At 70.1% G+C, this 25,982-nt stretch carries 25 protein-coding genes; 15 read left to right on the forward strand and 10 right to left on the reverse strand.

The genetic code is table 11. The annotated features are described in order from the left end of the window. The first annotated feature begins 44 nt into the window (after positions 1–44). Positions 45–857, forward strand: coding sequence for a Rossmann-fold NAD(P)-binding domain-containing protein (locus AC3EO4_RS36105; protein ID WP_431899910.1), 813 nt, complete (start codon positions 45–47; stop codon positions 855–857). 206 nt (positions 858–1,063) lie between these two features. Here the strand turns inward: AC3EO4_RS36105 and AC3EO4_RS36110 are convergent, their stop codons facing one another. After that, positions 1,064–1,414 (reverse strand): hypothetical protein, encoded by a 351-nt coding sequence (locus AC3EO4_RS36110; RefSeq protein ID WP_431899912.1) that lies wholly within the window; start codon positions 1,412–1,414, stop codon positions 1,064–1,066. On the opposite strand from AC3EO4_RS36110, the gene AC3EO4_RS36115 reads away from it, so the two are divergent. Continuing rightward, positions 1,404–1,634 carry an ROK family protein gene (locus AC3EO4_RS36115; protein WP_379573259.1) on the forward strand — a complete coding sequence of 77 codons (231 nt, stop codon included), beginning with the start codon at positions 1,404–1,406 and terminating at the stop codon, positions 1,632–1,634. The two genes, AC3EO4_RS36110 and AC3EO4_RS36115, sit on opposite strands and share 11 nt — an antisense overlap. A 35-nt stretch (positions 1,635–1,669) precedes the next feature. Here AC3EO4_RS36115 and AC3EO4_RS36120 read toward each other — a convergent pair whose 3' ends face one another. Further along, complete coding sequence (locus tag AC3EO4_RS36120; RefSeq protein WP_379573258.1) at positions 1,670–2,839, reverse strand: ROK family transcriptional regulator; 1,170 nt, start codon at positions 2,837–2,839, stop codon at positions 1,670–1,672. A gap of 78 nt (positions 2,840–2,917) precedes the next feature. Between AC3EO4_RS36120 and AC3EO4_RS36125 the strand changes: the two genes are divergently transcribed. Genes AC3EO4_RS36125 through AC3EO4_RS36135 form a run of 3 tightly spaced genes read left to right on the forward strand, consistent with a single transcriptional unit; the run spans position 2,918 to position 6,002 of the window. Then, positions 2,918–4,273, forward strand: a complete 1,356-nt coding sequence (locus AC3EO4_RS36125; RefSeq protein WP_431899914.1) for an extracellular solute-binding protein — start codon at positions 2,918–2,920, stop codon at positions 4,271–4,273. Next, entirely contained in the window at positions 4,270–5,184 is a 915-nt protein-coding gene (locus AC3EO4_RS36130) for a carbohydrate ABC transporter permease (protein WP_431899916.1), read from the forward strand. Before AC3EO4_RS36125 ends, AC3EO4_RS36130 begins: the two co-directional genes overlap by 4 nt. Further along, the gene (locus tag AC3EO4_RS36135) at positions 5,181–6,002 is read left to right on the forward strand and encodes a carbohydrate ABC transporter permease (protein WP_379573255.1); all 822 of its coding nucleotides are present in this window, start codon (positions 5,181–5,183) and stop codon (positions 6,000–6,002) included. Before AC3EO4_RS36130 ends, AC3EO4_RS36135 begins: the two co-directional genes overlap by 4 nt. 84 nt (positions 6,003–6,086) lie before the next feature. Here the strand turns inward: AC3EO4_RS36135 and AC3EO4_RS36140 are convergent, their stop codons facing one another. Beyond that, the gene (locus AC3EO4_RS36140) at positions 6,087–6,806 is read right to left on the reverse strand and encodes a DUF1045 domain-containing protein (protein ID WP_431899918.1); all 720 of its coding nucleotides are present in this window, start codon (positions 6,804–6,806) and stop codon (positions 6,087–6,089) included. 211 nt (positions 6,807–7,017) lie between these two features. Beyond that, positions 7,018–8,136: an esterase-like activity of phytase family protein gene (locus tag AC3EO4_RS36145; RefSeq protein ID WP_431899920.1), complete on the reverse strand. Its 1,119-nt coding sequence runs from the start codon at positions 8,134–8,136 to the stop codon at positions 7,018–7,020. A 369-nt stretch (positions 8,137–8,505) separates the two neighbouring features. Between AC3EO4_RS36145 and AC3EO4_RS36150 the strand changes: the two genes are divergently transcribed. Together AC3EO4_RS36150 and AC3EO4_RS36155 are read left to right on the forward strand one after the other, a co-directional pair. After that, a complete protein-coding gene (locus AC3EO4_RS36150; RefSeq protein ID WP_431899921.1) occupies positions 8,506–9,468 on the forward strand; it encodes an NAD(P)H-dependent flavin oxidoreductase in 963 nt (320 codons plus the stop codon). A 325-nt stretch (positions 9,469–9,793) separates the two neighbouring features. After that, complete coding sequence (locus AC3EO4_RS36155; protein WP_379573251.1) at positions 9,794–10,267, forward strand: hypothetical protein; 474 nt, start codon at positions 9,794–9,796, stop codon at positions 10,265–10,267. A gap of 356 nt (positions 10,268–10,623) precedes the next feature. On the opposite strand, the gene AC3EO4_RS36160 is transcribed toward AC3EO4_RS36155, so the two are convergent. After that, positions 10,624–11,232, reverse strand: a complete 609-nt coding sequence (locus AC3EO4_RS36160; RefSeq protein ID WP_379573250.1) for a cysteine hydrolase family protein — start codon at positions 11,230–11,232, stop codon at positions 10,624–10,626. Positions 11,233–11,301: 69 nt separating this feature from the next. Then, positions 11,302–12,285 (reverse strand): GlxA family transcriptional regulator, encoded by a 984-nt coding sequence (locus tag AC3EO4_RS36165; RefSeq protein WP_379573249.1) that lies wholly within the window; start codon positions 12,283–12,285, stop codon positions 11,302–11,304. Between the two features lie 173 nt (positions 12,286–12,458). Between AC3EO4_RS36165 and AC3EO4_RS36170 the strand changes: the two genes are divergently transcribed. Further along, positions 12,459–13,262 carry a metallophosphoesterase gene (locus AC3EO4_RS36170; RefSeq protein WP_431899924.1) on the forward strand — a complete coding sequence of 268 codons (804 nt, stop codon included), beginning with the start codon at positions 12,459–12,461 and terminating at the stop codon, positions 13,260–13,262. Positions 13,263–13,355: 93 nt separating this feature from the next. Here AC3EO4_RS36170 and AC3EO4_RS36175 read toward each other — a convergent pair whose 3' ends face one another. Beyond that, positions 13,356–13,793: a hypothetical protein gene (locus AC3EO4_RS36175; protein ID WP_431899926.1), complete on the reverse strand. Its 438-nt coding sequence runs from the start codon at positions 13,791–13,793 to the stop codon at positions 13,356–13,358. Between AC3EO4_RS36175 and AC3EO4_RS36180 the strand changes: the two genes are divergently transcribed. Next, complete coding sequence (locus AC3EO4_RS36180; protein ID WP_431899927.1) at positions 13,773–14,492, forward strand: Gfo/Idh/MocA family protein; 720 nt, start codon at positions 13,773–13,775, stop codon at positions 14,490–14,492. The two genes, AC3EO4_RS36175 and AC3EO4_RS36180, sit on opposite strands and share 21 nt — an antisense overlap. A 164-nt stretch (positions 14,493–14,656) precedes the next feature. Here the strand turns inward: AC3EO4_RS36180 and AC3EO4_RS36185 are convergent, their stop codons facing one another. Both AC3EO4_RS36185 and AC3EO4_RS36190 read right to left on the reverse strand, forming a co-directional pair. Next, positions 14,657–16,207, reverse strand: coding sequence for a carboxylesterase/lipase family protein (locus AC3EO4_RS36185; protein WP_379573245.1), 1,551 nt, complete (start codon positions 16,205–16,207; stop codon positions 14,657–14,659). A 262-nt stretch (positions 16,208–16,469) separates the two neighbouring features. Next, positions 16,470–17,480: a helix-turn-helix transcriptional regulator gene (locus tag AC3EO4_RS36190; protein ID WP_431899929.1), complete on the reverse strand. Its 1,011-nt coding sequence runs from the start codon at positions 17,478–17,480 to the stop codon at positions 16,470–16,472. Between the two features lie 62 nt (positions 17,481–17,542). Here AC3EO4_RS36190 and AC3EO4_RS36195 point away from each other — a divergent pair, with 62 nt between their 5' ends. From AC3EO4_RS36195 to AC3EO4_RS36210, 4 genes are all read left to right on the forward strand, one after another. After that, the gene (locus tag AC3EO4_RS36195; protein WP_431899930.1) at positions 17,543–17,986 is read left to right on the forward strand and encodes a mycothiol transferase; all 444 of its coding nucleotides are present in this window, start codon (positions 17,543–17,545) and stop codon (positions 17,984–17,986) included. Next, positions 17,983–19,083 carry a winged helix DNA-binding domain-containing protein gene (locus AC3EO4_RS36200; protein ID WP_431899932.1) on the forward strand — a complete coding sequence of 367 codons (1,101 nt, stop codon included), beginning with the start codon at positions 17,983–17,985 and terminating at the stop codon, positions 19,081–19,083. The genes AC3EO4_RS36195 and AC3EO4_RS36200 overlap by 4 nt, the downstream gene beginning before the upstream one ends. Before the next feature lie 244 nt (positions 19,084–19,327). After that, entirely contained in the window at positions 19,328–20,362 is a 1,035-nt protein-coding gene (locus AC3EO4_RS36205; protein ID WP_431899934.1) for a hypothetical protein, read from the forward strand. 160 nt (positions 20,363–20,522) lie between these two features. Beyond that, positions 20,523–21,359 carry a class II glutamine amidotransferase gene (locus tag AC3EO4_RS36210; RefSeq protein ID WP_379573240.1) on the forward strand — a complete coding sequence of 279 codons (837 nt, stop codon included), beginning with the start codon at positions 20,523–20,525 and terminating at the stop codon, positions 21,357–21,359. A 31-nt stretch (positions 21,360–21,390) separates the two neighbouring features. Here the strand turns inward: AC3EO4_RS36210 and AC3EO4_RS36215 are convergent, their stop codons facing one another. Continuing rightward, the gene (locus AC3EO4_RS36215; RefSeq protein WP_379573466.1) at positions 21,391–22,305 is read right to left on the reverse strand and encodes an SDR family oxidoreductase; all 915 of its coding nucleotides are present in this window, start codon (positions 22,303–22,305) and stop codon (positions 21,391–21,393) included. A gap of 237 nt (positions 22,306–22,542) precedes the next feature. Between AC3EO4_RS36215 and AC3EO4_RS36220 the strand changes: the two genes are divergently transcribed. Next, a complete protein-coding gene (locus AC3EO4_RS36220; protein ID WP_379575450.1) occupies positions 22,543–22,707 on the forward strand; it encodes a hypothetical protein in 165 nt (54 codons plus the stop codon). Positions 22,708–23,411: 704 nt separating this feature from the next. Then, positions 23,412–25,928 (forward strand): proprotein convertase P-domain-containing protein, encoded by a 2,517-nt coding sequence (locus tag AC3EO4_RS36225; protein WP_431899936.1) that lies wholly within the window; start codon positions 23,412–23,414, stop codon positions 25,926–25,928. Positions 25,929–25,982: the final 54 nt, after the last annotated feature.

Consider the following 25,982-nt stretch of genomic DNA (forward strand, 5'->3'; position numbering starts at 1 on the left):
TCTCGGCCATGTTCGATCTCATCGCAGGCTGGTGGACTGGAGCCATGACGAACAACACCACCATCCTCGTCCTTGGAGCCACCGGCAAGACGGGTCGCCGCGTGGCGGAACGCCTGAAGGCCATGGGCCGCGACGTGCGCGCCGGCTCCCGCCCCGACTTCGACTGGGAGGACAGCAGCACCTGGGCGCCGATCGTGCGCGACGTCCATGCCGTCTACATCACCTACTATCCCGACCTGGCCTTCCCCGGCGCCTTGGACCGCATCCGCCGATTCACCGCGCTGGCCGTACAGTCCGGAGTGCGCCGTCTGGTGCTGCTGTCGGGCCGTAACGAGGAACTGGCCCAGCAGGCCGAGCAGGTCGTACTGGGCTCCGGCGTCGAGGCCACGATCGTGCGCTGCAGCTGGTTCATGCAGAACTTCAGCGAGGGCTGGCTGCTCGACCCGGTGCTGAGCGGCACGATCGCGCTGCCCGCCGGGGACGTGACCGAGCCCTTCGTGGACGTCGAGGACATCGCCGACGTGGCCACCGCCGCCCTCACAGAGGACGGGCACGCAGGCAAGGTGTACGAGCTCACTGGGCCGCGCCTGCTCTCCTTCGCCGATGCCGCCGCGGAGATCTCCGCCGCAAGCGCGCGCGAGGTGGCCTACGCACCGGTCACCCCCGAGGAGTTCGCCGAGGGCGCACGAGCGGCGGGCCTGCCGGAGGACGAGATCGTCGGCCTCAACGCGCTGTTCGCCGAGGTGCTCGACGGCCGCAACGAGAGCCTCGCCGACGGAGTGCGGCAGGCGCTGGGCCGGCCGGCGCGCGACTTCACCCAGTACGCCAAGGACGCCGCCGACGCCTGGCGCGCCTGAGCCGCGCAGGGAGTGCGGGCCGGGTGATTCCTCCCCTGCCCGCACCCGGCGGTCAGGCCTTCTTCTCCGGTACCCCAGCAGCAGGGCGGAGGTGTAGCCGATGGGTCACCGCGCTGCTCCGGGAGGGTGGCGCGGTGTTGACGGTGGCGGTCGCCCTGACGTGGGGGGCGGTGGCGGAGGAGACGGTCATGGGGGTGCCTCCTGGCTCAGAGGGTGACGACGGCGCCGGTCAGGCGGGCGCGTTCGGCGGCGAAGACGACGCGGTGGCTGTCCACGCTCTCCCGGATGCCGGAGCGGATCAGTTCGGGGCGGCCCTGGTGGAGGGCGTCGACGAAGGAGCGGGTGAGGTTCTCGTCGCCGCCGGCGTGTCCCTCGGCGGCGGACGATCCGTCCGCTGAGGTGTCCCAGGTGGTCGTCTTCTCCGACGCGAAGTCGTAGATGTGGATGAGGCGGCCGTCGCCGGTCAGCTGGCCGGCCGTACCGAAGATCTTGGTGTGCCGGTCCGCCTCGATCGTGGGCGCCTTCGTCGCCGACCTGGCCACCGGCGTGGCGGCCACCGTACTGACCGTCGATCCCCAGCTCGTGGTCATCGGCGGCGGCCTGTCTCAGGCCGGAGACCTGCTGGCCGAGCCGCTGCGAGCCGAGCTGGCCCGGCTGTGCCTCTTCCCTGTGCAGGTCGAGACCTCGATCCTGGGCGACGAGTCGGTGGCCATGGGCGCGGTGCGGCTGGCGCTGGACCGGGTCGAGGAGGAGCTGTTCAGCGTGGCGGAGAGCTGATCGCAGCACCTCCCCCGGCGCCGTCCGTCCAGGCGCTAGTCGCCCAGGCGGGGCGCGTACGTGGCGTGGAAGACGAGTGAGGCCGCGCCGATCGCGGCGGCGTCGTCCGCGATCGGCGAGGTGTGCACGCGTACGGCGTGCAGCCGCCTGGCCAGCGACCTGGTCGACACGGCCCGCGCGATCACCTCGCGGTAGATCTCCGCGACCTCCCTGAGCGCGGGCCCGCCGAGCACGAGCAGGTCGATGTCGAGCATGTTGACCACGCTCACGGCGGCGTCGGCCAGCCGTCCCGCCACCCGCTCGATCACCCGCCGCGCCCCGGGCTCCCCCGCGGCGGCGGCCGCGCAGATGACGTCATGGGGGATGTGCCCGCCCATGAGGGCCTCGATGGCGCTCGGGCAGCAGACCGCCTCCACGCAGCCCCGATTGCCGCAGTAGCACTCGGGCCCGTCGGGCTCGACCGTGATGTGCCCGAACTCGGCCGCGTTCAGCGACCGCCCCCGATACACCTGGTTATCCAGAAATATCCCACCACCTATCCCCGTCCCCAGATACAGGTAGGCGAAGCTGGGTGTGATACGGGCGATTCCCGCCCACCGCTCGCCGATGGCTGCGGCGGTGGCGTCGTTGTCCACGGTCACCGGGAACCGCGTGTACTCGTGCAGCAGCGCCTTGATCGGTACCTGATCCCACCCGGGCAGCCTGGGCGGGGACACCATCACGCCGCTCTCGTCCAGCGGCCCAGGACAGGCCAGCCCCACGCCGAGCACCTTGCGGTCGGCCACTTCGGCCTCACGCAGGATTCGCCTCGCCGCCCTGGCCATCTGCCGTACCACCGACTCCGGCTCGAGCCCGGGACGCACGGGAAGGCGCAGCCGCGCGACAGGCCGCCCGGCCAGGTCGGCCAGGACGCACGAGATCTCCTTGGGATCGAAGTGCACCCCGACCGCGTACCCGGCGCCGGGATCCACCCGCAGTATGGTGCGCGGCTTGCCGCCTCTGGACGGCATGGAACCGTCCTCGACGACGAGCCCCTCCTCCAGCAGCCTGCGCACGATCACGGACACGGTCTGCGCGGTCAGCCTGGTGCGGGCGGCGAGCTGCACCCGGCTGATGCCGTCGGACGCCTGGATGGCCTCCAGCACCACGGCCCGGTTGTAGGTGCCCACCTTGGGCAGGTTCGTGCCCAGTCGCATGTGAGCCATGTCACCACAGAGTGTTGACTTAGTAAATCAAAAAGATTTACGGTCACCGCAAACCCAAGGAAACGTGGGGAGAGCGTGATGAAACGTACGCTGACCGGTTGCCTCCTCCTCTTGACTGCGGTCGCCGGGTGCGGCGCCGACACCTCGCAGAACGCCCCAGGTGCCAAGGAACTCGAGGTCCTCTACAAGGTCGAGCCGACGTGGCCACATCTGGAGCGGATGCTCGGCGATGCGAAGAAGCAGTACGAAGCCGCCCACCCGGGCGTGAAGATCAAGCTCACACCCGTCCAGGGCAACAACGAGGCGTACTACACGAAGCTGGCCCTGCTCAACCGCTCCCCCGACTCGGCGCCCGACCTCTACTACCACGACACGTTCCAGGTCAACGCGGACGTCGCGGCCGGCAAACTGGCCCCGCTCGACGACTACCTGGCCACGTGGCCGGACTGGAGCACCCAGTTCCCCGATTCGGTCAAGCAGGCCGCCAAGGGCGGCGACGGCAAGATCTACGGCGTGCCGATCAGCACGGACACGCGCGGCCTCTGGTATCACAAGGACGTCTTCGCCAAGGCCGGGCTCCCGGTCCCATGGGAGCCGAAGACCTGGAACGACGTGCTGACGGCGGCCCGTACGATCAAGCAGAAGGCCCCGGGCGTCGTCCCCTTCAGCATGTACTCCACGAAGGTCCACGGCGAGGCCTCGACCATGCAGGGCTTCGAGATGCTCCTGTACGGCACGCCGGGCGGCACCCTCTACGACGAGACGCAGAAGAAGTGGGTGGCCGGAGGCAAGAACTTCACCGACGCGCTGACCTTCGTCAACACCGTCTACCGCGAGGAGCTCGGCCCGAAGCAGGCCGACGCCCACAACGCCAAGCTTGGTGACAAGGTGACCTTGGAGTGGTTCCCCAAGGCCGGACTCGGCATCTCCCTCGACGGCGCGTGGGCAAGCTCGGCCTGGAAGCCGACCGGCACGAAGCCGTGGCCCGAGTGGACGCAGAAGATCGGCTGGACGCGCATGCCGACGCAGAACGGCGAGGCGCCGGGCGCGGTCAGCATGTCGGGCGGCTGGGTCATGGCGATGAGCGCGTACACGAAGAACAAGCGGGAGGCGTTCGACTTCATCACCACGGCCACGAACAAGGACAACTCCATGACGTACTCGGTCGGCACGGGCGACCTGGCGCCGCGCAAGGACGTGGCCACCGACCCGAAGTACAGCGCCGACAACCCGAGCGTCACGTTCTGGACCGACCTTGCCGCCGTCACCCACTACCGGCCGGCGTACGAGGCGTACCCGAAGGTGTCCACCCAGGTCCAGGAGGCCATGGAGGCGGTCACGACGGGCTCCCAGACCCCTGAGGAGGCCTCCGCGAACTACGCCAAGGCGCTGCCGGCCGCCGTTGGGGGCCCTGACAAGGTCCTGGCTCGATGACGATCACCACCGCCCCGTCCCATCCCGTGACGAGCCACCCGGTACGCGGCTCGTCACGGGGTGGCGCCCTCCGCTGGCTCCTCCCCCTGGCCCCCGCCCTCGTCCTGCTCGCCCTCTTCCTGGCGGGGCCGATTCTCTGGAGCGTCTACATAGCCTTCACCAACGAGACGTTGACAGGCTCGGCCTCGGTTCATTCGCAGTTCGTCGGCTTGGGCAATTTCGTCAAGCTCTTCGGCGACCCGAACTTCCTGAACTCGTTCCTGCTCACGTTCGTCTTCGTCATCGGCTCGGCGGTGATCGGCCAGAACACCCTGGGTTTGATCATCGCGCTGCTCCAGCGTGGCCGCGCCCGCGTGACGCGCGGCATCGTCAACGGCGTGGTGATAGCCGCCTGGGTGGTGCCGGAGGTCGTGGCCGCGGCCTGCTGGTTCTCGTTCCTCGCCGACGAGGGCACCCTGAACACGGTCCTCGGCATCTCCCAGGAATGGCTCTACACGGCGCCCATGCTGGCGGTCATCCTCGCCAACATCTGGCGCGGCACGGCCTTCTCCATGCTCGTCTACTCGGCCGCCCTCTCAGAGGTCCCCGCCGACCTGCTGGAGTCCGCCGCGGTGGACGGCGCCGGCCCCGGCCGCCGCCTCCTCCACATCACGCTCCCGCTGATCCGCCGCTCCATCATGGCCAACCTCATGTTGATCACCCTGCAGACGCTGGCGAGCTTCGGGCTCATCTACGCGCTGACGGGCGGCGGTCCAGGTGCGGCCAGCCAGACGACGCCGCTGTACATGTACGAGCAGGCGTTCCGCTATTTCGAGATCGGTTACGGCTCGGCGATCGCCCTGGTGATGCTGGTGATCGGTGCGCTGTTCTCCTTGGTCTACCTGCGCCTGATCAAGGTGGAGGACGCATGAGCAGGCTCGCGGCTCGCGCTGCGGCGTCGCTGTCACTCGCGCTCATCACTCTGGCCTTCGTCGGCCCCTTCCTCTGGGTCCTGATCGCCGCGTTCCAGCCGGAGGCGACCTTGGCCGCCCAGCCGACGCCCACCTTCTCCCTGGACAACTTCAGGGCAGTCCTGACCTGGGAAACGATCATCCTTCCGTTGATCAACTCGATCGTCATCTCGGGCGCCACGGCCGTCCTGACCGTTGTCGTAGCCGGCTTGGCCGCATACCCGCTGTCGCGCTACCAACTGCGCTACCGCCGCCACTTCATGCTGACGCTCCTGTTCACCACGGGCCTGCCGGTCACGGCGATCCTCGTGCCCGTTTACGCGATGTTCTTCCGCTTCAACCTGTACGGCTCCGTACCGGCGATGGTCCTGTTCCTGACGGCGAGCTCGCTGCCCTTCTCGATCTGGATGATGAAGAACTTCATGGACGGAGTGCCGGTGAGCCTGGAGGAGGCCGCCTGGGTGGACGGGGCGGGCTGGTTCCGATCGCTGACGGCGGTGGTGGGCCCCTTGATGGCCCCCGGGATCGCCGTCGTGGCCATCTTCGTCTTCGTCGGCCAATGGGGGAACTTCTTCGCCCCCTTCGTCCTCCTGGACACCCCGGAAAAGCAACCGGCGGCGGTGACCGTCTACACGTTCTTCTCCCAGTACGGCCAGGTGGCCTACGGCCAGCTGGCCGCGTTCTCGATCCTGTACACCGCGCCGGCCGTGGTCCTCTACGTGGCGGTCAACAAATACCTGGCCGGCTCCTTCAGCTTCGCCGGCTCGGTCAAGGGCTGAGTCGAAGATCGCAGCGCATGACGAGGACCGCCGGAAGGAGCCGTTCCGTGTCGGCCGTCGACGGGGCTGGAACGGGAGGCCCTGCTAGTCGGCGGACGGGCCCACTGCCACCGTGGCCAGGTCGAACTCCGCGACGATGTCGGTGCAGGTGCCGTGTTCCCCCATGACGCACAACGCGAGGGTGCGATAGGCCGCGGTGAAGACCTTTGCGGGCGGTAGGAGCGCGGGGCCGGGCCGCTGGTCGCGGTGCTGGAACCGGGTGACGGTGATGTGCGGGCGAAACAGCTCGCCGACCTCGTCATAGCCATAGCGGTCGAGATTGGCGCGGGCGACGGATGAGGCGGTGAGCAGGAGGTCGGCCAGGGCCCGCCCGACCGGGTCACGCTGTCGAGGGCCGGTGCGCAACGGGTTCATCGCGGCCACGACATCCTCCTGCAGCCGCGTGATCGCGTCGGTCTTGTCGTAGAACAGCTCGAACATGCCGTGCTCGTTGCCGGCGAAGTGGCTGGCTTCGAGCACGAACTCCGGCGTCCGCACGCTGATGGCGTGAAGCCGGTTGATCGCCTCATCCCGTTGGCTCGCCGTGAAGTTGGCCATGTAGAGCGACAGGTGTGGGTAGACACCCTTGTCTCGCAGGACGAACTCGGTGCCGTACAGGTCGGCCAGCTGTTGACTCAGATGGATCGATCGCGCGTTGACCTCTGACGCAGGCAGGAGAACCACGTCATAAACCGGAAGATCGCCCATGGCAGCCGAGTGTAGGGAATGGCCCGGGAGTCGGCCAGATCCGATCACGGCCAACATGATCCGACCGTGCTTTCCCTCCCGGCTGGATCAGGATCGTCCGCTGGCCACCGGACCCCGGCCCGCCGACCCCGCCGCGTGGATCCTCGACGCGGCGGAGTCGAACCTGACGTCGCCAGCCATGCCGGCATCGCCCTGACCGCGGCCGGTGCGAACAGCAGGGGCCGAACCACGATGTGCCGGGAATTCACACCGAGGTCGTCGACGGCGCTCAGTACGCGGAAAGGCAGCCGCGCACGCCGTAGGCCAGGAACTGGGTGACCTCGCGGTCGTCGAAGTTGTCGTCGGAGCCGATCACCAGCGTGCACTCGCCGCTCCTGAGCCGCGGCCCCCAGGCGAGGCTCTCCAGGTTCTGCGTCGGTTGCCGCTGCGTGCCGAGGTCGAGCAGGAGCCGCTTGCCGACGGGGCGGTACGGCCCGCCGGTCGTCAGGCTGTTCCTGCGCAGCACGTTCGTGGCCGGCCGCAGGTCGATCTCGTACAGCCTGACCTCGTAGCCGACGCCCTCGATCCAGGAGCGCTCCAGCGAGAGGTAGCTGTCGTCGTCGATGGCCAGGATCTCCGAAACCCCGCTGTCGGTGTGGCCGGTCGGCGGGATCGGCGCCGCGGGCAGCGGGTCGATCGGATAGGCGTACTGCGCGAGCGGACGGCCGCCGCGGCTCCACACGGTGATGCGGGCCGGTGCTCCCCTCTCGACGGTCGGCGGCTGCCCGTCCTCGAAGCGCGGCCCTTCGACGACGGCGGCGATGGTGCGGGGGGCGAAGGTCAGTCCCTCGAAGCCGAAATTACGCCGGGGGCCGCTCGAGGTGCGGGTCAGCCGCAGATTACGCGGGATCGGCAGCGCGCCGATAGTCCGCCCGTCCGTGTCTGCCCAGCGGACGAAAAGATCGGAGACCGGAATATCGGGGTTTCTCTCGTCAGGCCGATCCCCTTCATGACCCCAGAGGAGCCTGCCGCTCCACCGGTCGTAGCGAATGGTTTCGGGATCGGCGGACTCGGGCAGGCCGTAGGCCGGATACGGGCTCCCGTCGGAGCGCAGCAAGGTGGTGGCCCCGTCGATGTGAACCCCGGTGAACGCGCCGGTCGCCGGATCGATGTCCAGCCGTCCGGTGTAGAAACGAGCCGGCTGGTAACGCCAGCGGTCGTCGGAGATGAAGTACCACGTGCCGGTGCGCGGGTCACGGTCGATGCCGGACAGGCCGCCGAGAGTGGTGCCCTCGACCTCCATCTTGTGCGGCAGGCGCTGCTCGCCGAGGAAACGGGTGATCCTCAGCTCGGCCTGCGGATCGGCGGCGGCCGAGGCCGGCGCCGCGTCGACGACGGCGAAACTCATCACCGCCGCACATGCGACAACGATTCTTCCGATTTTCCGTGAATTGCGCACGCGATTCTCCCCCATCCCTGAAAGTGGACGGAATTATGAGACCGCGAATTCGCGTGAATGTCCACGCGGATTTAATTGCTAATTCCGGATTGCGGTAATTCGAGAAGCGAAAAGGGCCACACTGCGGCCGTCGATACCCGGACAAGCCGCCACCGTCGGACGGCGGCGAGCAGGCCGCCGCTTCCCAGAAGGGAAGCTCCGATGGCCACATGCCTGGCCGCGTGCGGCGGCACGGCAGGTGATCTGCTTGGGGGCGCCTGGTTCGTGGAGTGATCTGGTTAACAGTTCTGTACGCCAGATATGGGGGATGATCACGCTATGGCATTGTCGACGGCGTTCACGACATTGTTCGGTGTGCGGCACCCGATCGCCCTGGCGCCGATGGGCGGGTCGGCCGGTGGCGCGCTGACAGCGGCCGTCTCTCGCGGCGGCGGGCTCGGACTGCTGGGTGCCGGGAACGGCGATCGGGACTGGATGGCCCGCGAGCTGCCGATCGTCGCGCAGGGCACCGAGAAGCCGTGGGGCGTCGGCTTCCAGAGCTGGGCGATCGATGGCGACGCGATCGAGCGGGCACTGGAGTACGGCCCACGGGCGGTGATGCTGTCCTTCGGCGACCCGAGCCCGTTCACCGAACGCATCCGCCAGGCAGGAGCGACGCTGATCCTCCAGGTCACCGACCTGGAGGAGGCCAGGCAGGCGGTGGACCTGGGCGCCGACGTCATCGTGGCGCAGGGGACCGAGAGCGGTGGGCATGGCGCGCGGCGCGGACGGTCCACGTTGCCCTTCGTGCCCATCGTGGTGGACCTGGCGGCACCGGTGCCGGTGCTGGCGGCCGGAGGGATCGCCGACGGCCGCGGCGTGGCCGCCGCCCTGGCGCTGGGTGCCGCCGGGGCACTCATCGGCACCCGCTTCCAGGCCACGGCCGAGACCCTGCTCGCCCCCTCGATCGCCGCGGCGATCGTCGCAGGGCGCGGGCAGGACACCGAGCGCAGCAGCATCCTGGACATCGCACGAGGCTCCCGGTGGCCGGCGAAATACCCGGCCCGCACGCTCGGCCACCCCTACCTCGATCACTGGCGTGGTCGGGAGGCCGAACTGGCCGCGGACCCCGATGCCAGGCAGGCCTACCAGGACGGCGTGGTGCGCGGCGACCTGCCTCCGCTGCCGGTGTGGGCCGGCGAGGCCGTGGACCTCATCACCGACCTGCCGCCCGCGGCCGACCTGGTCGCCACTCTGGCCAGGCAGGCCGAGGACGCTCTGGCCCGAGCGGGCAGGCACTGACCGCGACGCTCTGCCATGAGCGGCGACCGTCAGGCCCTCCTGCCTGACGCCTCGACCGTCCCGTCACGGGTCGGCCGCGTCGGCCACTCCCCCGCCGAGCCCGTCGAACGTCCGTGTTCGCCGGCTCGGCACAGAACGGCGAGCCATGGCCTCACCGGCGATCTGCATCTGAGAGAAGAGCCAGGGTCGCTTTTTGGGTGTTTTGTCCATTGATGTCAACCCTTGAGAAGTTACTGTGCGTTACTTAAGGTAGTGAATCGTCACGGCCGGTAATGATGGCGATTGCGTGCGAACGTGCACGTCCCTTCCAGCGAAAGGCGCCTTCATGGTCGTCAAGAGCGTCCCGACAGGTACGCAGTTGATCACCCATTCCGTCAGCGGCCGCTACGTCACCCCCGAAGGAAACCACGATCTGGACCTTCAGGTCCGGCTCTGGCGCGCGGCCCCCACGACCTCGGTCAAGACAGCCATGTGGGAGATCATCCCGCAGGCCTCCGAGGGGAACCATCACCTGGTCCGCATCAAGAACGCCGGCTACAACCGCTGCCTGACCCTCAAGGAGGTCAAGCAGCGCGCGCCCGTCATGTTCGCCGAACGCGACGATGACGACGACAACCAGCTCTGGCTCATCATCCACGCCGACCCGGCCCAAGCCGACTTCCTCATCGCCTCTCCCAAGAAGCCCAACCTCGTGATGGCCCCCAGAGAGGGCCACCAAGATGTGGAAGCCCTCCTCGAGATGGAGGAGCAGGGCCCGTGGACGGACCAGTTCTGGCGCTGGCGCGTCCCGCGCACCTGACCCGCGGGCCTGTCAGGAGATCAGTCCCTGACCGGCCATGAAGGGCGTGAAGCCGCCCCTCTTAGGCAGGCTTCACGCCCCTGCGCCGGCGCTCACCCCTCAGACCCGTCAGCCGCACGCGTCCTTACGCAGGCTTCACGCCCCTGCGCCGACGCCCACCCCTCACACCCGTCAACCGCACGCGTCCTTACGCAGGCTTCACGCCCCTGCGCCGACGCCCACCCCTCACACCCGTCAACCGCACGCGTCCTTACGCAGGCTTCACGCCCCTGCGCCGGCGCCCACCCCTCAGACCCGTCAGCCGCTCGCGTCGCCGGGAAAGGCCAGGCGCGCGAGCATGGCGGTTGCCCGGCGCCTCACGCGGGCAGGAGATCGGCGGTGGGCACCACCAGGCCGAACAGGTCGCCGATCGTGGCCAGGGCCGCGTCGTGCAGGGTGTCGGCGGACAGCAGCGCGCCGTCGGGGCCGGAAAGCGGGCGGGTGGCGCAGGCGTCGGCGACGACGGTGGGGCGGTAGCCGAGGTTGAACGCTCCCTGTGCGGTGAAGGCGACGCACATGTGCGTCATGAAGCCCGCCAGGATCAGATCGGGGCCGGCGTTCAGGTCCGTCAGGATCTTGTGCAGGTCGGTCTGGTGGAAGGCGTCGGGGAACGTCTTGACCACGACCGGTTCACCGTCGCGCGGAGCGACCTGTGAGCTGATGGCGCCGATCTCGGCCCGAACGTCGTAGGGGGTGTCGCGACCGCCGTCGTTGACGACGTGGATGACGTGGGCTCCGGCGGCGCGGGCGCGTTCCAGCAGGCGGGCTCCGGCCGTAAGAGCCCGATCGGCGCCAGGCAGGGCCATGACGCCGGTGCGGTAGGTGTTCTGGTAGTCGATCAGGACCAGAGTCGCGTCGGCCAGGCGCGCCAGGTCGGCAGGCAGGCCGATGACCTGGCGGAGGGTGGGCGAGGCGGTGGTGCTCATGGCGGGATTCCTTTCGGTTTTCGGGCAGGCTCGCGCCGCCGCGGGTGTGCGGCGAACGAGGTGAAGGGGTCAGGCCATCGTGTGGAATCGGCGGCGGTAGGAGCCAGGGCCGGTGCCCAGGCGGCGTCGGAACGCGCGGTGGAGGGTCTCCACCGAGCCGAGCCCACTGTCGGCCGCGATCTGCGGCAACGACAGGTCGGTGGTCTCCAGCAGCCGTCGCGCCACCTCCACCCGGGCGGACTCGATGTAGGCGGCCGGCGTGGTGCCGGTCTGCTGCCGGAACACGCGGGTGAACTGGCGTTGACTCAGCCCCATCCGAGCCGCCAGCTCCGTGGTGGTGAGCTCCTCGGCGAGGTGCTCGGCGATCCACAGGCGCAGGTCGTCGATGTCGCGGCGGCCGGAGGCGGCATGGGCCAGGGGGACGCTGAACTGGCTCTGACCGCCCTGGCGTTTGAGGTACATCACCAGTTCGCGAGCCACCGCCAGAGCCGTCTCCTCGCCATGGTCCTCAGCCACCAGAGCGAGGGTCAGGTCCAGGCAGGCGCTGATGCCCGCGCCCGTCCACACCCGGCCGCTGGACCGCACGAAGATCGGGTCGGGGTCGACCGTGACGTTCGGGTGGTCGGCGGCCAGTTGCGCGGCGGTGGACCAGTGGGTGGTGGCGGTCAGGCCGTCCAACAGCCCGGCCTCGGCCAGGATGTGCGCGCCGACGCACACCGACGCCACGCGTCGGGTGGACGGAGCAGTCCGCCGCACCCATGCCACCACCTCGGAGTCCGTCAGGGCGCGCGGCCCATCAGGCGTGACGTCCACGGCACCGGGGACCAGCAGGGTGTCCACCTGGTCGCCGACCTCGTCGAACCTCAGGTCGGCGACCAGGCGCACCCCGGCGGCCGTGGTGACGTGTCCGCCATGGGGGCCGGCGAGCCGCACGTCGTACAGCGCGCGGCCACCGATCCGGTTGGCCAGGGCGAACACCTCGGCCGGGCCGGTGACATCGAGCAGGTCGACGTTCGGGAAGAGCGCGATGACGACGCGGTGCGCAGCGGACATGATCTGATTGTCGCCAACCGCGCAGCGTGACCGCAACGACAGTTATCTGTCACATACGGACATCACCGCAGCTCCATGAGCATGGCGTCGGCGAACTCCCTGCACTCGCCGTCGGCCGGGTTGCGGATCGCCGATGACCGGCCCGGGCAAGTCCACTGGTAGCCTCCCGGGCCATGTCGACCACGAATACCCCTCTGTACGTGGCTGCTGACGTCCACGGTCATCGCTCCGAGTTCCGCGAAGCGCTCCGCGACTCGGGAATTGTCGACGGCCAGGGACGGTGGTCCGGGGGCAACGCCCGGCTGTGGCTGCTCGGCGACTATGTCGATCGCAGTCCGGATGGTGTCGGCGTCATCGAGGATGTCCAGAGGCTGGCAGGTGAGGCGACGGCCGCCGGCGGCGAAGTAGGGGCGCTGCTGGGCAACCACGAGGTGCAACTACTCGCCGCTCACCGTTTCGGCGCCGCGCCCGTCGCAGGATGGGATGAACCCGGCGGCTTCCGAGGCGGCTGGGCGCGCTTCGGCGGCTGCGAGGAGGACCTGCGTCGGCTCTCCCCGGAGCACATCGCCTGGATAGCCGATCTGCCCGCGGTCGCGCTCGTCGACGACTACCTCCTCATCCACTCCGACACTGTTCGCTACCTGGAGTTCGGATCGACCGTCGCGGACATCAACACCGCCGTGTCCACCACTCTGAACTGCTCGGACCCCGCCGTGTGGCTTGAGTTCTGTGGCCGCATGAGCGACCGGGGGGCGTTCCGCGACGCCGAGTCCGCGCATGCGGACGATCCCGTATCGATCATGCTGCGCACGCTGGGCGGCGACGTGCTCGTGCACGGGCACAGCACGCTCACGAAGTACTTCGGCGTGGCCCCCGAGGACGTCCGGGACGTGGTGAGGTACGCCGATGGCCGGGTCGTCGGCATCGACGGCGGAGTCTACGAGGGAGGCCGTATCCTGCTGACCCGCCTTGGCTGAATTGACGCTTGAGTCTGTTGGTCGCGCACGCCGCCGGGTGACGCTGCCGAACCGGGCGGTCGGCCGACGGCGCCTGGACGAACCAAGGCCCGGTCAGTCCGGAAAGAGGGTGCGCAGGGCGAGGTCGGCGACCTCGCGGAGCTCCTGGCGCGTACGGCCCGCGGCCGCCTGGACCGCGATGCCGTCGGAGATGGTGTGGACGAGCCGGGCCAGGGTGGCCGGGTCGTGGCCGGAAGGCAGGTCGGGAGCTCGCTCAAGGCGCCGGCGAAGGGCCGCCTCCCCCGCCATCCGACGGGCCAGGGCCAGCTCGCGGACGGGGGCGGCGTCGGGTCCGCATGCGTGGACGGTGCTCACATTCAGGCAGCCAGGGGGCGTGCGCGGTCCGGCAGTCAGCTCGACGGCCCCATGGATCAGGCGCTCAACGACCTCCCGGACGGTGGCCGCCGCCAGAGCCTCGCCCGCGAACGCTCCGGGACCGCCGACGTAGCGGTCGAGCGCCTTGGCGACGCCGTGTGCCTGCAGGGTTGCCACTCGCCGGACGCGCGGTTCGTCGCGGACCTGGTCGCCGACGGGAGGATCGGCCGCCTGGAGTCGGCGATCATGGTGGCCTCCGGCGGTCCGCTGGGCGGGGCAAGCATCTCCCCCGAACTCGCGTGGAGCACCGAACCCGCGGGCGGCACGTCGGTACTGACGATCATGGCAGGTCATTTCCTGCCGACGCTGGAGCAGATGGCGGGCCGTCTGGTGGAGGTGACGGCAAGACTTCCCCGCTTCCACGACCGGGTCGCCGTCGCAGGGACCGGGCAGACTGTCGCCAACCGGGTGCCCAGCCAGGTACTGCTCCATGGACTCCTCGACAGCGGTGCCATCGCCTCCGTCGCGGTGCACGGGAGCAGCGGAAGCCCCGACGGGTTCTTCGTGAAGCTCGTGGGCTCCGAGGGCACGCTGACCATGACACAGCCCAGACCGGGTGCCTACATGCACTGGACCGACTGGGACATCCGGTCCGGCGGCGAGCGGGTCGCCGTCCCTGACACGTACCGGACGGTTCCCTTCGACCCGGCGGCCGGACCGGTGGCCAACGTGGCGGGGCTCTACCAGGAGATCGCCCGGGCGCTCGCCGAGGGGCGCCCCGCGTACCCCGACTTCCACGCCGCCGCGCGCCATCACCGGGTACTCGCGGCGATCGAACGCGCCGCGGAGAGCGGCGGCACGGAGCAGGTCTCATGACGGGCGCTCAGTGCGCTGGTCGACCCCCGCTCACCCTGCGATGAATACCGGTGACACCCCGCGGCCTCGGAGCGGCTTGGACCCGACGGCGGCACGAGAGGAGCGCAGGGGTTCCGGCCTCCGGCGCGCACCGCGCACGCCGGAGGCCGGAAGTGTGCTGCCGGTCAGCTCGGGTTGAGCTCGTTCTTCCAGATCTCACGCTCGTCGCGGCGCGGGTCGTGGACGATGACGTTGTCCGGCTTGTTGTCGCGGTAGAAGGTCATCACCGGGCGTTCGGTGGTGTTGTAGGGAGCCCACTGGCCGAGCTCACCGGTCTTGACGAACTCGACCCAGCGTCCGTGCAGGGCGTCCGCGAGACCCTGAGGCGGGTTCGGACCGGTGAACTCCGCGCTGTCGGGATTGTCGAGCGTGTCCCACGCGAAGGGGAGCGGAAGGCTGTGGCAGGCGCCCAGCTTGACGCGGAGGGTGTTGGGCGTGGTGGGTGACCGCCAGCCGAACTCGAAGACGTGGGTGGTGGCAGGCGCCTCGCCGCGAGCCTCGGCGACGCGGTAGGTGGGGATGCGGAACATGCGGTCGGTCAACGTCGCGCAGGCGATGCCGGAGGGAGCGTTGCGGACGTACGGCTCGACGCTGGTCTCGGCGTAGCGGTCGTAGAAGCCGGCCGGGGCACCGTAGACCTCGGTCCTGGTCCTGAACGGCGCCGCACCTGGCCAGCCCACCATGGGAGTGGGAACGACGAAGGTCCTGAACTCCTCGACCGTGGTGCCGATCAGCAGCGGCACGTCAGCGCCCCGGCCGTCGGCGATGGCCTCGATCGGCAGTTGCGGAACCACCTCGCCGTCGATCACCGGCATGAACGACATGCCGCACGAGGCGATGGTGCTCGCACCGTACCGCTCGGGGTCGGCGCTGGAGGTGACGTCGTCGCTCACCTCGCCCTGCGCCGCTATCAGGGCGGCGGTGTCCACCGCGGCGAGCGCCTGGGCGGTCGGCTCCACACCCAGCCGGGTGGCGACGGCGGCGGTGATAAGCGCGGCGTCCTCGAGGGTCTGGCCGATGTGCGCGGTGCCGCTTTCGACGATGGCCTGGTGGAACAGCTCCCGGCCGAGGGACAGCAGGGTCAGCACGCTCATCGCGCCGGCGGACTCGCCTGCCACGGTGACGTTGCCGGGGTCGCCGCCGAAGCCGGCGATGTTGTCCCGCACCCACTCCAACGCGCAGATCTGGTCGAGCAGGCCGCGGTTGGCCGGCACCGGGGCGTCTTCGATGTAGGCGAAGCCGTCCACCCCGAGGCGGTAGTTGATGGTGACGCAGACGATGCCGTCGCGGGCGAAGGTGGCGCCGTCGTAGGTCGTCACCGCGGAGGAGCCGGTGGTGAACGCGCCGCCGTGGATCCACACCAGCACCGGCATCGCGGCGTCGGTATCGGTGGCGCTGGTCCACACGTTCAGGTTGAGGTAACCGTCCCCGGGGATGACCGGGTTGCGGAACAGCTCGCCGAGCTTCCCCTTGAGCGGCGGCTGCGGCGGGGTCGGCCCGAACTCGTGAGCGGGCAGCGGTGCAGTCCATGTGTCGGGCGGCACGGGCGCGCCGAACCTGTTCGGCCCGACGGGAGCGGCGGCATAGGGGATCCCGCGGAAGGACGCGATCCCGTTGTCGATCAGCCCCGATACCGGGCCATAGGCGGTCGGAACCTCAACGGTGGTGGGCGACATGACACTCCTCGGCCGGGACAGGGCGGTGCACGCTCGCACAGGGCCGGCCGTCCCCCCGAGCATCGTCCAGGCCGCCAGCTGCGGCCAGGCATCACGCCATTACCCACCGTGACGCACGTTCATCTCGGAGTGCCGAAAATGATGATCTATGGTTGCGCGGTCTTTCCACGGAGGTGGTGCGCTCCCCGTCGTGGTCGACGTGCCAGGGTCCAGGGCCCGTGACCGGATGGCACGGTTGGGGGGCGACCGTGGCCAGGAAGGCTCATGGGGCAGGGGGCGGCGGGGCGGGTGCGTCGGCCGCGGCGTTGGCGTAGCGGCGGGCCAGGTGCGCGAAGGCGTCCTTCAGCTCGGCCGGGCCGAGGACCTCGATGTCGGCGTCGAACCTGCCGATGCCGGCGGCCAGGCCGGGCCATGACCACGAGCCCAGGACGAGTCGGCAACGGTTCGGGCCGAGTTCCTCGACGACTCCGTCGTGGGCGTAGCGGGACACGGCGGCGGCGGGCAGGTGCAGGATCACCTCGCCGCGGCAGGGCCAGTCGCCGGCGCCGCCGGAGCCCATGAACCTGGCGGCCACGAAGGCGGCCACCTCGCCTCCAGGCAGCTCACGCGGGGTGAAGCGGGGTCCTGTGGGGGTGCGCGGGGTCATCCGATCGACACGGAAGGTGCGCCAGTCCTCGCGGTCGAGGTCCCAGGCGACGAGGTACCAGCGCCCGCCCCAGGTGACGAGGTGATGCGGCTGCACCCGGCGTGGTGGGGCCGGCACGCCGTCGTCGTCCACCCCGGGTGCGGGGGTGTAGTCGAAGCGCAGCACCTCATGGGCGTGGACGGCGGCGCTGAGTGCCGTGAGCACGCTGCTGTCGACCTGGGGGTTCGGTCGGATCGTGGGCCGCTCGACGGCGCTGACCTGGAGGGTGTCGATCCTGCGGCGCAGCCGTACGGGCATGACCTGCCGGATGGTGTTCAGCGCGCGCGCCGCGGCTTCCTCGATGCCGGCACCGGTGGTGGTGGCGATCTGGAGAGCGATGGCCAGAGCGACGGCCTGCTCGTCGTCGAACAGCAAGGGGGGCAGCTCCGTGCCCGCGTCGAGCCGGTAGCCACCGTCGGGCCCCTTGAAGGCCACGATGGGATAGCCGAGCTCGCGCAGGCGGTCGACATCGCGGCGCACGGTGCGCGGGCTGACGTCCAGCCGCTCGGCCAGCAGCGCCCCCGGCCAGTCCCGGCGCGCCTGGAGGAGCGAGAGCAACGACAGCAGTCGCGCTGAAGTCTTCGGCATGGTCCCCATATTGCCCTGAGAAGCGGACACTCCCTGGCCGCTTCCCCTGCGACCGTAGTCGCGTGCCAGTCAACGACGACAACCCGAAGGGCCCGAACCCCGTGACCGCCACCACCACGCCCCCTTCCTCCCTCGACGCCGAGCGGGGCGACCTGCTCGCCGCGCTCGCGACCGCGCGATCCGCCCTGACCACCACCGTCCGCGGGCTCAGCGACGAGCAGCTCGGCGAGCGCCCGACGGTCGGCGCGCTGTGCCTGGGCGGGCTGATCAAGCACGTCGCGTCCATCGAGGAAGGGTGGATGCGCTTCGTGGCCGAGGGCCCGTCGGCGATGCGCTACGACCTGCCCGACGGTGTCACCTGGGCCGACCTCGCGGCCGGTACCGCACGTGAGGTCCCGCAGTGGGCGATCGACCATCAAAGCGACTTCCGGATGCTGCCGGGCGAGACGCTTGCCGGGGTTCTCGCGCGTTACGAGCGGGTCGCCGGCCGTGGCAGGAGCCGGTGACCGTTCTCGACACCCGGGCGCTCAACCGCGCGACGCTCGCCCGGCAGTTGCTGCTCGACCACGCCGACGTGCCGGTCCTCGACGCTGTGGCGCACCTGTGCGGCCTGCAGGCGCAGGAACCGCAGGAGCCTTTCGTCGGGCTCTGGTCGCGGCTGCGCGCGTTCGACCCGGCGGTGCTCTCGGACCTGCTGATCCGGCGGAGCGTGGTGCGAACCCACCTCATGCGCCGCACCGTCCATCTCGTCACCGCCGACGACGTCCTGGCCTGGCGGGCCCGCCATGACCTCATGCTGCGCCAACGGGTGCTCGGGACCTACCGCCGCGAGCTCGCCGGGGTAGACCTCGACGAGCTCACGGCGGCGGGCCGGGCGGTGATGGCCGACGACGAGCCCCGCTCGATGACCGAGCTGGCACGGGCGCTGGCTGAGCGCTGGCCTGAGCCCGGACCGCGGGCGCTGGGCGAAATGCTGATCGCCGCTCTCGTCCCGGTGGCGCAGCTGCCGCCACGCGGGCTGTGGCGCACGAGGGCAGGAGTGCGCAACGCCCTGCTGTCCTCCTGGCTGGGGCGCGAGATCGACCCGCCGGCCCCGAACGGCTCCGACCCGGTCGGCGAAGCGCTGGTGCGGCGCTATCTGGCCGCGTTCGGCCCCGCATCCGCGGCCGACCTGCGCGCCTGGTGCGGCCTCACCGGGCTGCCCGCCGCGGTGGCCGCGATCCGCGAGGAGCTGGTCACCTTCCGCGACGAGCGAGGCCGGCTACTGCTGGATCTCCCCGACGCGCCGCGCCCCGACCCCGGCACGCCCGCCCCTGTACGGTTCCTGCCGGCGTTCGACAACGCGCTCCTCGGCTACCACGACCGCAGCCGGATCATCGACACCGCCCACCGCGGCCTGTCGGTGGCCGGTGCTCGCGTCGTCCTTGTCGACGGCCGGGTCGCCGCGACGTGGAGTGTCCAGGCCGGCACCGTGATCGTCACCCCGCTGCGCCCCTTCTCTCGAGCCGACCGCGCCGCCGCAGGCGAGCAGGGGCAGGCGCTGGCGTCGTTCCTCTCCGACGGCGACAGCCGCCGCGTACAGATCGCCGCCTCTCCCCGCTGAGCGACACACCCGGCGGGGCCGGTCCGCCGGTCGGCCGGCCCCGCGGGGAGAGTAGACCCGATCGCGCTCCCGATGGCGGCGTGGGATGTTTTCAACCACGCCGCCATCCGCGTCAAGCTCTTGTTGACATTCGGCCCACAGGGGCTCCACGACCCGGCAGTATGGCTGGGCGAGCCTTCCGGTGCAGACCGGATATCGGCGCTCGCGCACCATCGGCAACGTCCGCAACTGATCGGGAGACTTCATGCGCGCGATTCCCTCCATCGCGGCGGCGGCCCTCACCTTACTTCTCACCTGCACGCTCGCCCCCTGGCCTGCTGCCGCCTCCACCGCCGCCCTGCCCGGTGGCAAGGCCACCTATGTCGTCTCGCAAGGACATCTGAAGGCCGCGTCCAACCAGAACTGGGTACGGCTCGGCAGCTACCGCTTCGCCGCCGACGGCACGGTGACCGCGAACCTCTATCTGTGGTGGCAGCGCCATCCCGAGGCCAGGCAGCGCACCGGCACCACCCCCGACTCAGGCTGTACCACCAAGGCAGGCGGTTCCGCGTCGCGCCCCCGCATGTGCGAGGTGCTCACCGCCGGGGGCTTCACCGGCGCCCCCGACGAGAGCCGCACAGGGACGTACACCGTGTCCGGCGACGTGGTGAGCATCCGGTGGAAGATCGCCCAGACGTGGACCGAGCAGTGGTACGTCCGGCCCTCCCCCGACGGCACGCTCGCTCGTCTGGACCTCAAGCACAGCACCCTGGCAACCCACGGTTACGGCTACGGCAGCAACGCGGCGCTCGGCACCCGGCGCGCGATGAGTTCGGTCAAGGCGTTCTCCGGCGCGCTCAGGCAAGATCTGACGAGCTGGGCGGGCGGCAGGATCGTCACCTCAGATAATCAGAGATTCGCCCATTCCTCCTTCCGCACCTGCGCCAGCACCACCTGGTGCCTGACCTACTTGCAGCCCTCGTCCGCGGGCGCCTGCCAGAAGTCGGGCGGCTGCCCCAAGTACGGGGGCGGAACGAGCGCGAACGTGAGTTCCATCCAGTACTACCTCACGAAGATCTCCAATTCCGATCGCCGTGACACGTTGTGGCACTGGTGCACGTGCCTGGCCATGGAGCGCGGCGAGTTCTGCTACACCGGCAACTCCCACGTCAAACCGCTTATGCAGATCATCGACGACAAGGGCGCCTTCCGCGGGTGGGTCGGCGCCGAAGCCTCCTTCTCCACCGGTGCAAGGGGCGCGGACATGATGGCCGTGTTCCGCATCACCGACTTCCGCTGACCAGCCGTCCTGCCAGAGCGTCGCCCGACTGACTTGCGCGGCGCCCTGGCAGGCCGACCCGCTCCCGCACCGACACCGCGCGCTCATCCCGCCGCGCCATGCCGCCGTCCTCAGGGGGTACGGCTGAGGTCGTACGACCTGATGAGGGAAGGTGTGGCCCATGTGCCGATGGCTCGTTTACTGGGGGACGCCCGTGCTGCTGCGCGACGTGCTGTACCGTCCGGAGCCGTCGCTGATCGACCAGAGCCTGCGCTCACGGATGGGCGTGGAGACGACGAACGGCGACGGGTTCGGCGTCGGCTGGTACACCGGTGACATCGCCACCCCGGCGATCTTCCGGGATACCGGCCCCGCGTGGAACAACCGCAACCTGCGGGAGATCGCCGACCATGTTCGCTCGCCGCTCTTCTTCGCCCACATCCGCTCGTCGACCGGCACGGCGGTGCAGCAGACCAACTGCCACCCGTTCCGTCACGGCCGCTGGATGTGGATGCACAACGGCTCGGTCGCGGGCTTCGACCGAGTCCGGCGGGGGCTGAGCATGGCCGTCGACCCCGCCCTGTACTCCTGCATCGAGGGCACGACGGACTCGGAGGTGATGTTCTATCTGGCGCTGACGTTCGGCTTGGACGACGACCCGCCGAGGGCCGTGGCCCACATGGCCGGCCTGGTCGAACGGCTCGGCCACGACCACGGTATCGAGTTCCCGCTGCAGATGACGGTCGCGACGTCGAACGGCGAGCGGGTGTGGGTGTTCCGCTACTCCAGCCGGCGCGAGTCACGCACGCTGTTCTACAGCTCGAGCGTCCAGTCCCTGCGCGCGCTGCATCCCGAGGTCGCGTGGCTGCGCGGGCTGTCCGGCGACACCCGCCTGGTCGTGTCCGAGCCACTCGGCGACCTGCCGGGAGTGTGGAACGAGCTCCCGGAGAGCAGCTACGGCGTCATCCCGCCCGACGGGGAGCTGCTGGCCGCGTTCGAAGTCGCGCAGCTCACCTAGCCGGGTGCCGCGCGGCGGGGGCCGGGGCGCCTCACCGGTAGCCGGTCGCGTCCGCAGGCTTGCCAGGGTCCTGGACCTCGACCAGGTACCGCCAGCAGTCCGGCTGCGAGCCGTCCAGATCGGTGAAGCCGTACTCACGAGCGAGTTGCCCGCTGGACAGCGACTGTCCGCTCCAGCGCAGCACATCCGGGTCCGTGGCCAGGGCGGCGACGGCTCTGCCGACGTAGCGGGGCGTCTCCGAGATCACGAAGTGCGGTTCGCGTGCGGTGGCATCACGCCAGTTCTCCTCCCTCACCCCGAACAGGTCCAGCATCAATTCCGACCTGAGCCAGCCCGGACTCAACGTCACCGCCGCGCAGCCGTACTGCCGCAGCTCGTGCGCCTGCGCGAAGCCGAGCCTGATCACCGCGCTCTTGGCGTGGTCGTAGAAGAAGGAGACGCGGTAGTTGTGGTCGTTGTACTGCTTGGTCCCGTCAGTCATCTCGACCACCAGGCCGCCCGGACGCTTGATCAGCAGGGGCAGTGCGTAGTGGCTGGTGATGATGTGCGTATCGATGGCGAGTCTGAGCAGCCGCAGCCCGCCGTCGAGATCGTGCTCCCACAGCGGCGTGTCCCACTGGGCCAGCAGCTCGCCGCCCCAGATGTCGTTGACCAGCACGTCAAGCCGGCCATGGTCGCGCTCGATCCGTTCGACGAGGGCACGTACCTGCTCGCGTTCCAAATGGTCGACCTGTACGGCGATCCCCTTCCCGCCGGCCTCGTCCACCAATGCCGCGGTCTCTTCGATGGTCTCGGGCCGCGCGTACTCCGACTGGCTCGCACGTGTGGTCCGACCGGTCACGTACACCGTCGCCCCCGCCGCGCCCAGCTCCGCCGCGATGCCCCGTCCGGCACCTCGCGTCCCTCCGGCGACCAGCGCGACCTTGCCCTTCAACGTGTTGTGCATGCTCCCGAAGCTAACGGCGATACCCGACAAGGGCTGTCATCTTTTAGCTCGCCCGTTCACTGCCGCGTCGTGGACCGCCGGACGGGCGCCCTGCGCCTAGCTCGCCCGTTCACTGCCGCGTCGTGGACCGCCGGACGGGCGCCCTGTGCCGGTTGCCGACCCCATCCCAGGACGTGTTCGGCCGATCAGCGGCCGGCCAGGCGGGAGACGCCGGCCGCGTGTTCCAGGATGCGGGCGTTGACCAGGTCCTTCCTGTACGGCGCGCTGACCGCGCTCCTGCCCACCGACGAGGAGAGCCGCCGCATCGTTCTGGCCTACACCGCCCACGTCACGTTCACCCTGACCGGCCCCGACCAGGCGGCGGCAGGCGTGTCGTACGCCAACGCCCTGCGGACGTCGTGACAGAGCGCCGGACCCGTGCCGGTGCCGGGTACACCGGGTCGTGCCTGAGGACGGTGTCGTCGTCGTGATGGTCCGGGAAGCGGGCGGGCGAAACGCGGACAGGCTTGAGGAGACTCACAGGTCAAGCGCCAGGTGTCGGCGAGGTTCCTGGCGGTCGGCGGGACGCCGCGGGCGCGCAGGTCCCGCGTGTCCTTGAGGACGACGATGTAGCGGTCGGGGACGGCGGTGCCGGGGTCGGCGGCGGCGATGAACGTGCCCGGAGGGGACGAGGGAGGCGGGGCGAGCGCGGCGCCAGTCGAGGCCGCGAGTGTCACCGCGATGACGGCTCCGGTGGCCCAGGGGCGGCTGGGTGGTCTCATGGGGTGAAGGTCCTGCCGAACCCGGTGAATGTGGGGGCGGCAGTGCCACTGGCACCAATACGCCACCACCCAGCCAGCAAATGGCCACAAATGCCCTCAACAGGGGCTTCATGGGGACAGAGCGCTTGGGCTAACGGCGCCAATTCACGGAACGGCAAGCGTTGGCCCGACCACCGGCCGGCCGCTCTTCTTGCTGACCTGCCCGCCGGCCGCCCCGGCATTCACTGAATGCTGTCAGGCCGTCCGACACGGCCATTGACTCGGCGCGCGCGGCGGGTAGCTTTCCGATCACCGTCGGGCCCACGGAGACCGCACGACACGCCATCCCCGAGAGGAACGCCGTCCGTGATCCCTTACCCGAAACGCCACCGGCTCGTGTCCGGTACGGCCTGCCTGGCCATGCTGGCCGCGGTGGGCGCGGGACCCGCCCAGGCCCAGGCGGCCCACCCCCAGCAGGCCCCGCCGGCCCAGGCTCGCGCCGCCCAGGTCCCTGCGGCTCAGCAGCCCCCTGTCGCGGCCGCCGTCCCGCAGCTGGCCGAGAGCGGCGCCGGCACAGGCAGCGTCACCGTCTCAGGATCGTCGGCCGGTGCCGCCACCCGTCAGGTGTGCGGCACCGGCGCCGCGTGGCTGCGCCTTCGCTTCACCGTACTCGACTTACGCGGCAAGGACAGCCTGACCGTCACCGGCTCCGCGGGCGGCAGCCTGCGGTTCACCGGGAACGCCTGGCGCGACAGGGCCTTCACCACCCGCGCTCTGCGCGGCGACTGCGTCACGGTGGAGCCGCGCTTCAGCGACCCGGCCAGTGCCTACGCCGTCGACGGCTACCAGGCCGGTACGCAGCCTCTGGAGGCGGCCGAGGTCGTGGTGGCCGGAGCGGGAGACATCTGCGGCAGCGCCTGCGCCGACACCGCCAAGCTCATCACCGGCACCATCAAGCCGGCCGCTGTGTTCACCACCGGCGACAACGCCTACGAGAGCGGAAAACTGAGCGAGTACAACGGCGCCTACAAGCAGACCTGGGGCGCCTTCTTCGACAAGACCTATCCCACCCCCGGCAACCACGAATACAAGACCAGCGGCGCGTCGGGATACTTCGACTACTACGGCGCCCGCGCCGGCGCGCGCGGGAAGGGCTACTACAGCTGGGACATCGGCGACTGGCACTTCATCGCGCTCAACAGCAACATATCGATGAGCGCGGGCTCGGCTCAGGAGCAGTGGCTGAGGCAGGACCTCACCGCCAACACCAAGCCGTGCACCGCCGCCTACCTGCACCACCCGCTCTACAACGTCGGCAACCACGGCGCCGCCACCGACACCAGGCCGCTGTGGAAGGCCCTCTACGACCACAAGGCCGACCTGATGCTTGCCGGCCACGACCACAACTACCAGCGGTGGGCGCCGCAGGACCACCAGGGCAACGCCGACCCGAACGGCGTCAGGGAGATCCTCGTCGGCACCGGAGGCCGCAGCTTCTACTCGCTCAGCTCCAGCAATCCCCCCAACTTGCAGGCCAAGAACGCCAACACGCACGGCGTGCTCAGGCTGACCCTGTCCAGCAGCGGCTACCGGTTCGACTTCGTGCCGATCGCCGGCCGTACGTTCACCGACAGCGGGTCGGCCACCTGCCACAAGGCGGGCTCGACGACACCCGACTTCGGGCTGAGCGCCCAGCCGTCGGCGCTGAGCGTCGCGCCCGGCGCCTCAGCGACCTCGACCGTGCGGGTCGCGAGCCTCGACGGCTTCGCCGGTACGGCCCAGCTCACCGTCTCCGGCCGGCCGTCAGGCGTGACCGCGACGATCTCGCCCGCCTCGGTGACGGTCGGCAGCGGCGGTACGGCCGAGGCCACGCTCACCGTCTCGGTGGCCGCGGGGACGCCGGCCGGCAGCCACACTCTGACCGTCACCGGCACGTCGGGCTCCCTCACCCGGAGCGCGGCCGTCGGGCTCACCATCGGCGGCGGTGGCGGGACGACGGTCTTCTCCGACGACTTCGAGACCGACAAGGGCTGGACCGTCAACCCCGGCGGCTCCGACACCGCCACCAGCGGCCGATGGGAACGCGGTGACCCCGAGGAGACCAACGAGTCAGGGGTCAAACAGCTCGGCACCACGGTCAGCGGCGTCAACGCGCTGGTCACCGGGCGGCTGGCCGGATCAGGCCCGGGCGCGCACGACGTCGACGGCGGCGTCACCAGCGTCCGCTCCCCCGCCATCCCGTTGCCTTCGGGTTCGGCCACGCTGAAGCTGTCGCACACCTTCGCGCACCGTGACAACTCCGGCCCCGACGACTACTTCCGCGTCAGAGTGGTCGGCGCGAGCTCGACGGCCACGGTCCTGGAGAGAACCGGCACCGCCTCCACCGACCTGGACGGCGAGTGGAAGACGTTCACCGCCGATCTGTCGGCCTTCGCCGGGCAGAGTGTCCGGATCCTCGCCGAGGCGGCCGACGCCGGAACGTCGAGCCTCATCGAGGCGGCGATCGACGACGTGGAGATCACCTCCTCCGGCGCAGGAGGAGCCACCTTCCGCAACGACACCGAGTACCCGCTGCCGGACCGCGGCAGCGTGGAGAGCCCGATCGCGGTCACCGGCCAGGCGGGCGACGCGCCCGCCGCGCTGCGGGTCGACGCCCGCGTCTCCCACCCCTACCGCGGCGACCTCGCCGTGGAGCTGGTCGCTCCGAACGGGCGCACCTTCCCGATCAAGGCGGCGCACAGCAAGGAGGACGGAGCCGACCTCACGGTCGCCACTTCCGTGGACGGCTCGGGCACGGCCGCCGACGGGCAGTGGCGGCTCCGGGTGAAGGACACGTTCGACCAGGACCACGGCGTCCTGAAGGCGTGGAGCCTGACCTTCTGATCGGTGCCGGGTGCGGGACGGCGACCCCGTCCCGCACCCTCGCCCGCCACGTCC

This window comes from Nonomuraea sp. bgisy101, assembly GCF_057708945.1.

Excerpts from the sequence above, each read along its gene's own strand:
- AC3EO4_RS36185 (WP_379573245.1), bottom strand. The coding sequence starts at position 16,207 with ATGTCGCCCACCACCGTTGAGGTTCCGACCGCCTATGGCCCGGTATCG.
- AC3EO4_RS36210 (WP_379573240.1), top strand. The coding sequence starts at position 20,523 with ATGTGCCGATGGCTCGTTTACTGGGGGACGCCCGTGCTGCTGCGCGAC.
- AC3EO4_RS36190 (WP_431899929.1), bottom strand. The coding sequence starts at position 17,480 with ATGCCGAAGACTTCAGCGCGACTGCTGTCGTTGCTCTCGCTCCTCCAG.
- AC3EO4_RS36160 (WP_379573250.1), bottom strand. The coding sequence starts at position 11,232 with ATGAGCACCACCGCCTCGCCCACCCTCCGCCAGGTCATCGGCCTGCCT.
- AC3EO4_RS36130 (WP_431899916.1), top strand. The coding sequence starts at position 4,270 with ATGACGATCACCACCGCCCCGTCCCATCCCGTGACGAGCCACCCGGTA.
- AC3EO4_RS36135 (WP_379573255.1), top strand. The coding sequence starts at position 5,181 with ATGAGCAGGCTCGCGGCTCGCGCTGCGGCGTCGCTGTCACTCGCGCTC.
- AC3EO4_RS36170 (WP_431899924.1), top strand. The coding sequence starts at position 12,459 with ATGTCGACCACGAATACCCCTCTGTACGTGGCTGCTGACGTCCACGGT.
- AC3EO4_RS36140 (WP_431899918.1), bottom strand. The coding sequence starts at position 6,806 with ATGTTGGCCGTGATCGGATCTGGCCGACTCCCGGGCCATTCCCTACAC.
- AC3EO4_RS36215 (WP_379573466.1), bottom strand. The coding sequence starts at position 22,305 with ATGCACAACACGTTGAAGGGCAAGGTCGCGCTGGTCGCCGGAGGGACG.
- AC3EO4_RS36145 (WP_431899920.1), bottom strand. The coding sequence starts at position 8,136 with ATGAGTTTCGCCGTCGTCGACGCGGCGCCGGCCTCGGCCGCCGCCGAT.
- AC3EO4_RS36155 (WP_379573251.1), top strand. The coding sequence starts at position 9,794 with ATGGTCGTCAAGAGCGTCCCGACAGGTACGCAGTTGATCACCCATTCC.
- AC3EO4_RS36205 (WP_431899934.1), top strand. The coding sequence starts at position 19,328 with ATGCGCGCGATTCCCTCCATCGCGGCGGCGGCCCTCACCTTACTTCTC.
- AC3EO4_RS36150 (WP_431899921.1), top strand. The coding sequence starts at position 8,506 with ATGGCATTGTCGACGGCGTTCACGACATTGTTCGGTGTGCGGCACCCG.
- AC3EO4_RS36105 (WP_431899910.1), top strand. The coding sequence starts at position 45 with ATGACGAACAACACCACCATCCTCGTCCTTGGAGCCACCGGCAAGACG.
- AC3EO4_RS36165 (WP_379573249.1), bottom strand. The coding sequence starts at position 12,285 with ATGTCCGCTGCGCACCGCGTCGTCATCGCGCTCTTCCCGAACGTCGAC.
- AC3EO4_RS36125 (WP_431899914.1), top strand. The coding sequence starts at position 2,918 with ATGAAACGTACGCTGACCGGTTGCCTCCTCCTCTTGACTGCGGTCGCC.
- AC3EO4_RS36120 (WP_379573258.1), bottom strand. The coding sequence starts at position 2,839 with ATGGCTCACATGCGACTGGGCACGAACCTGCCCAAGGTGGGCACCTAC.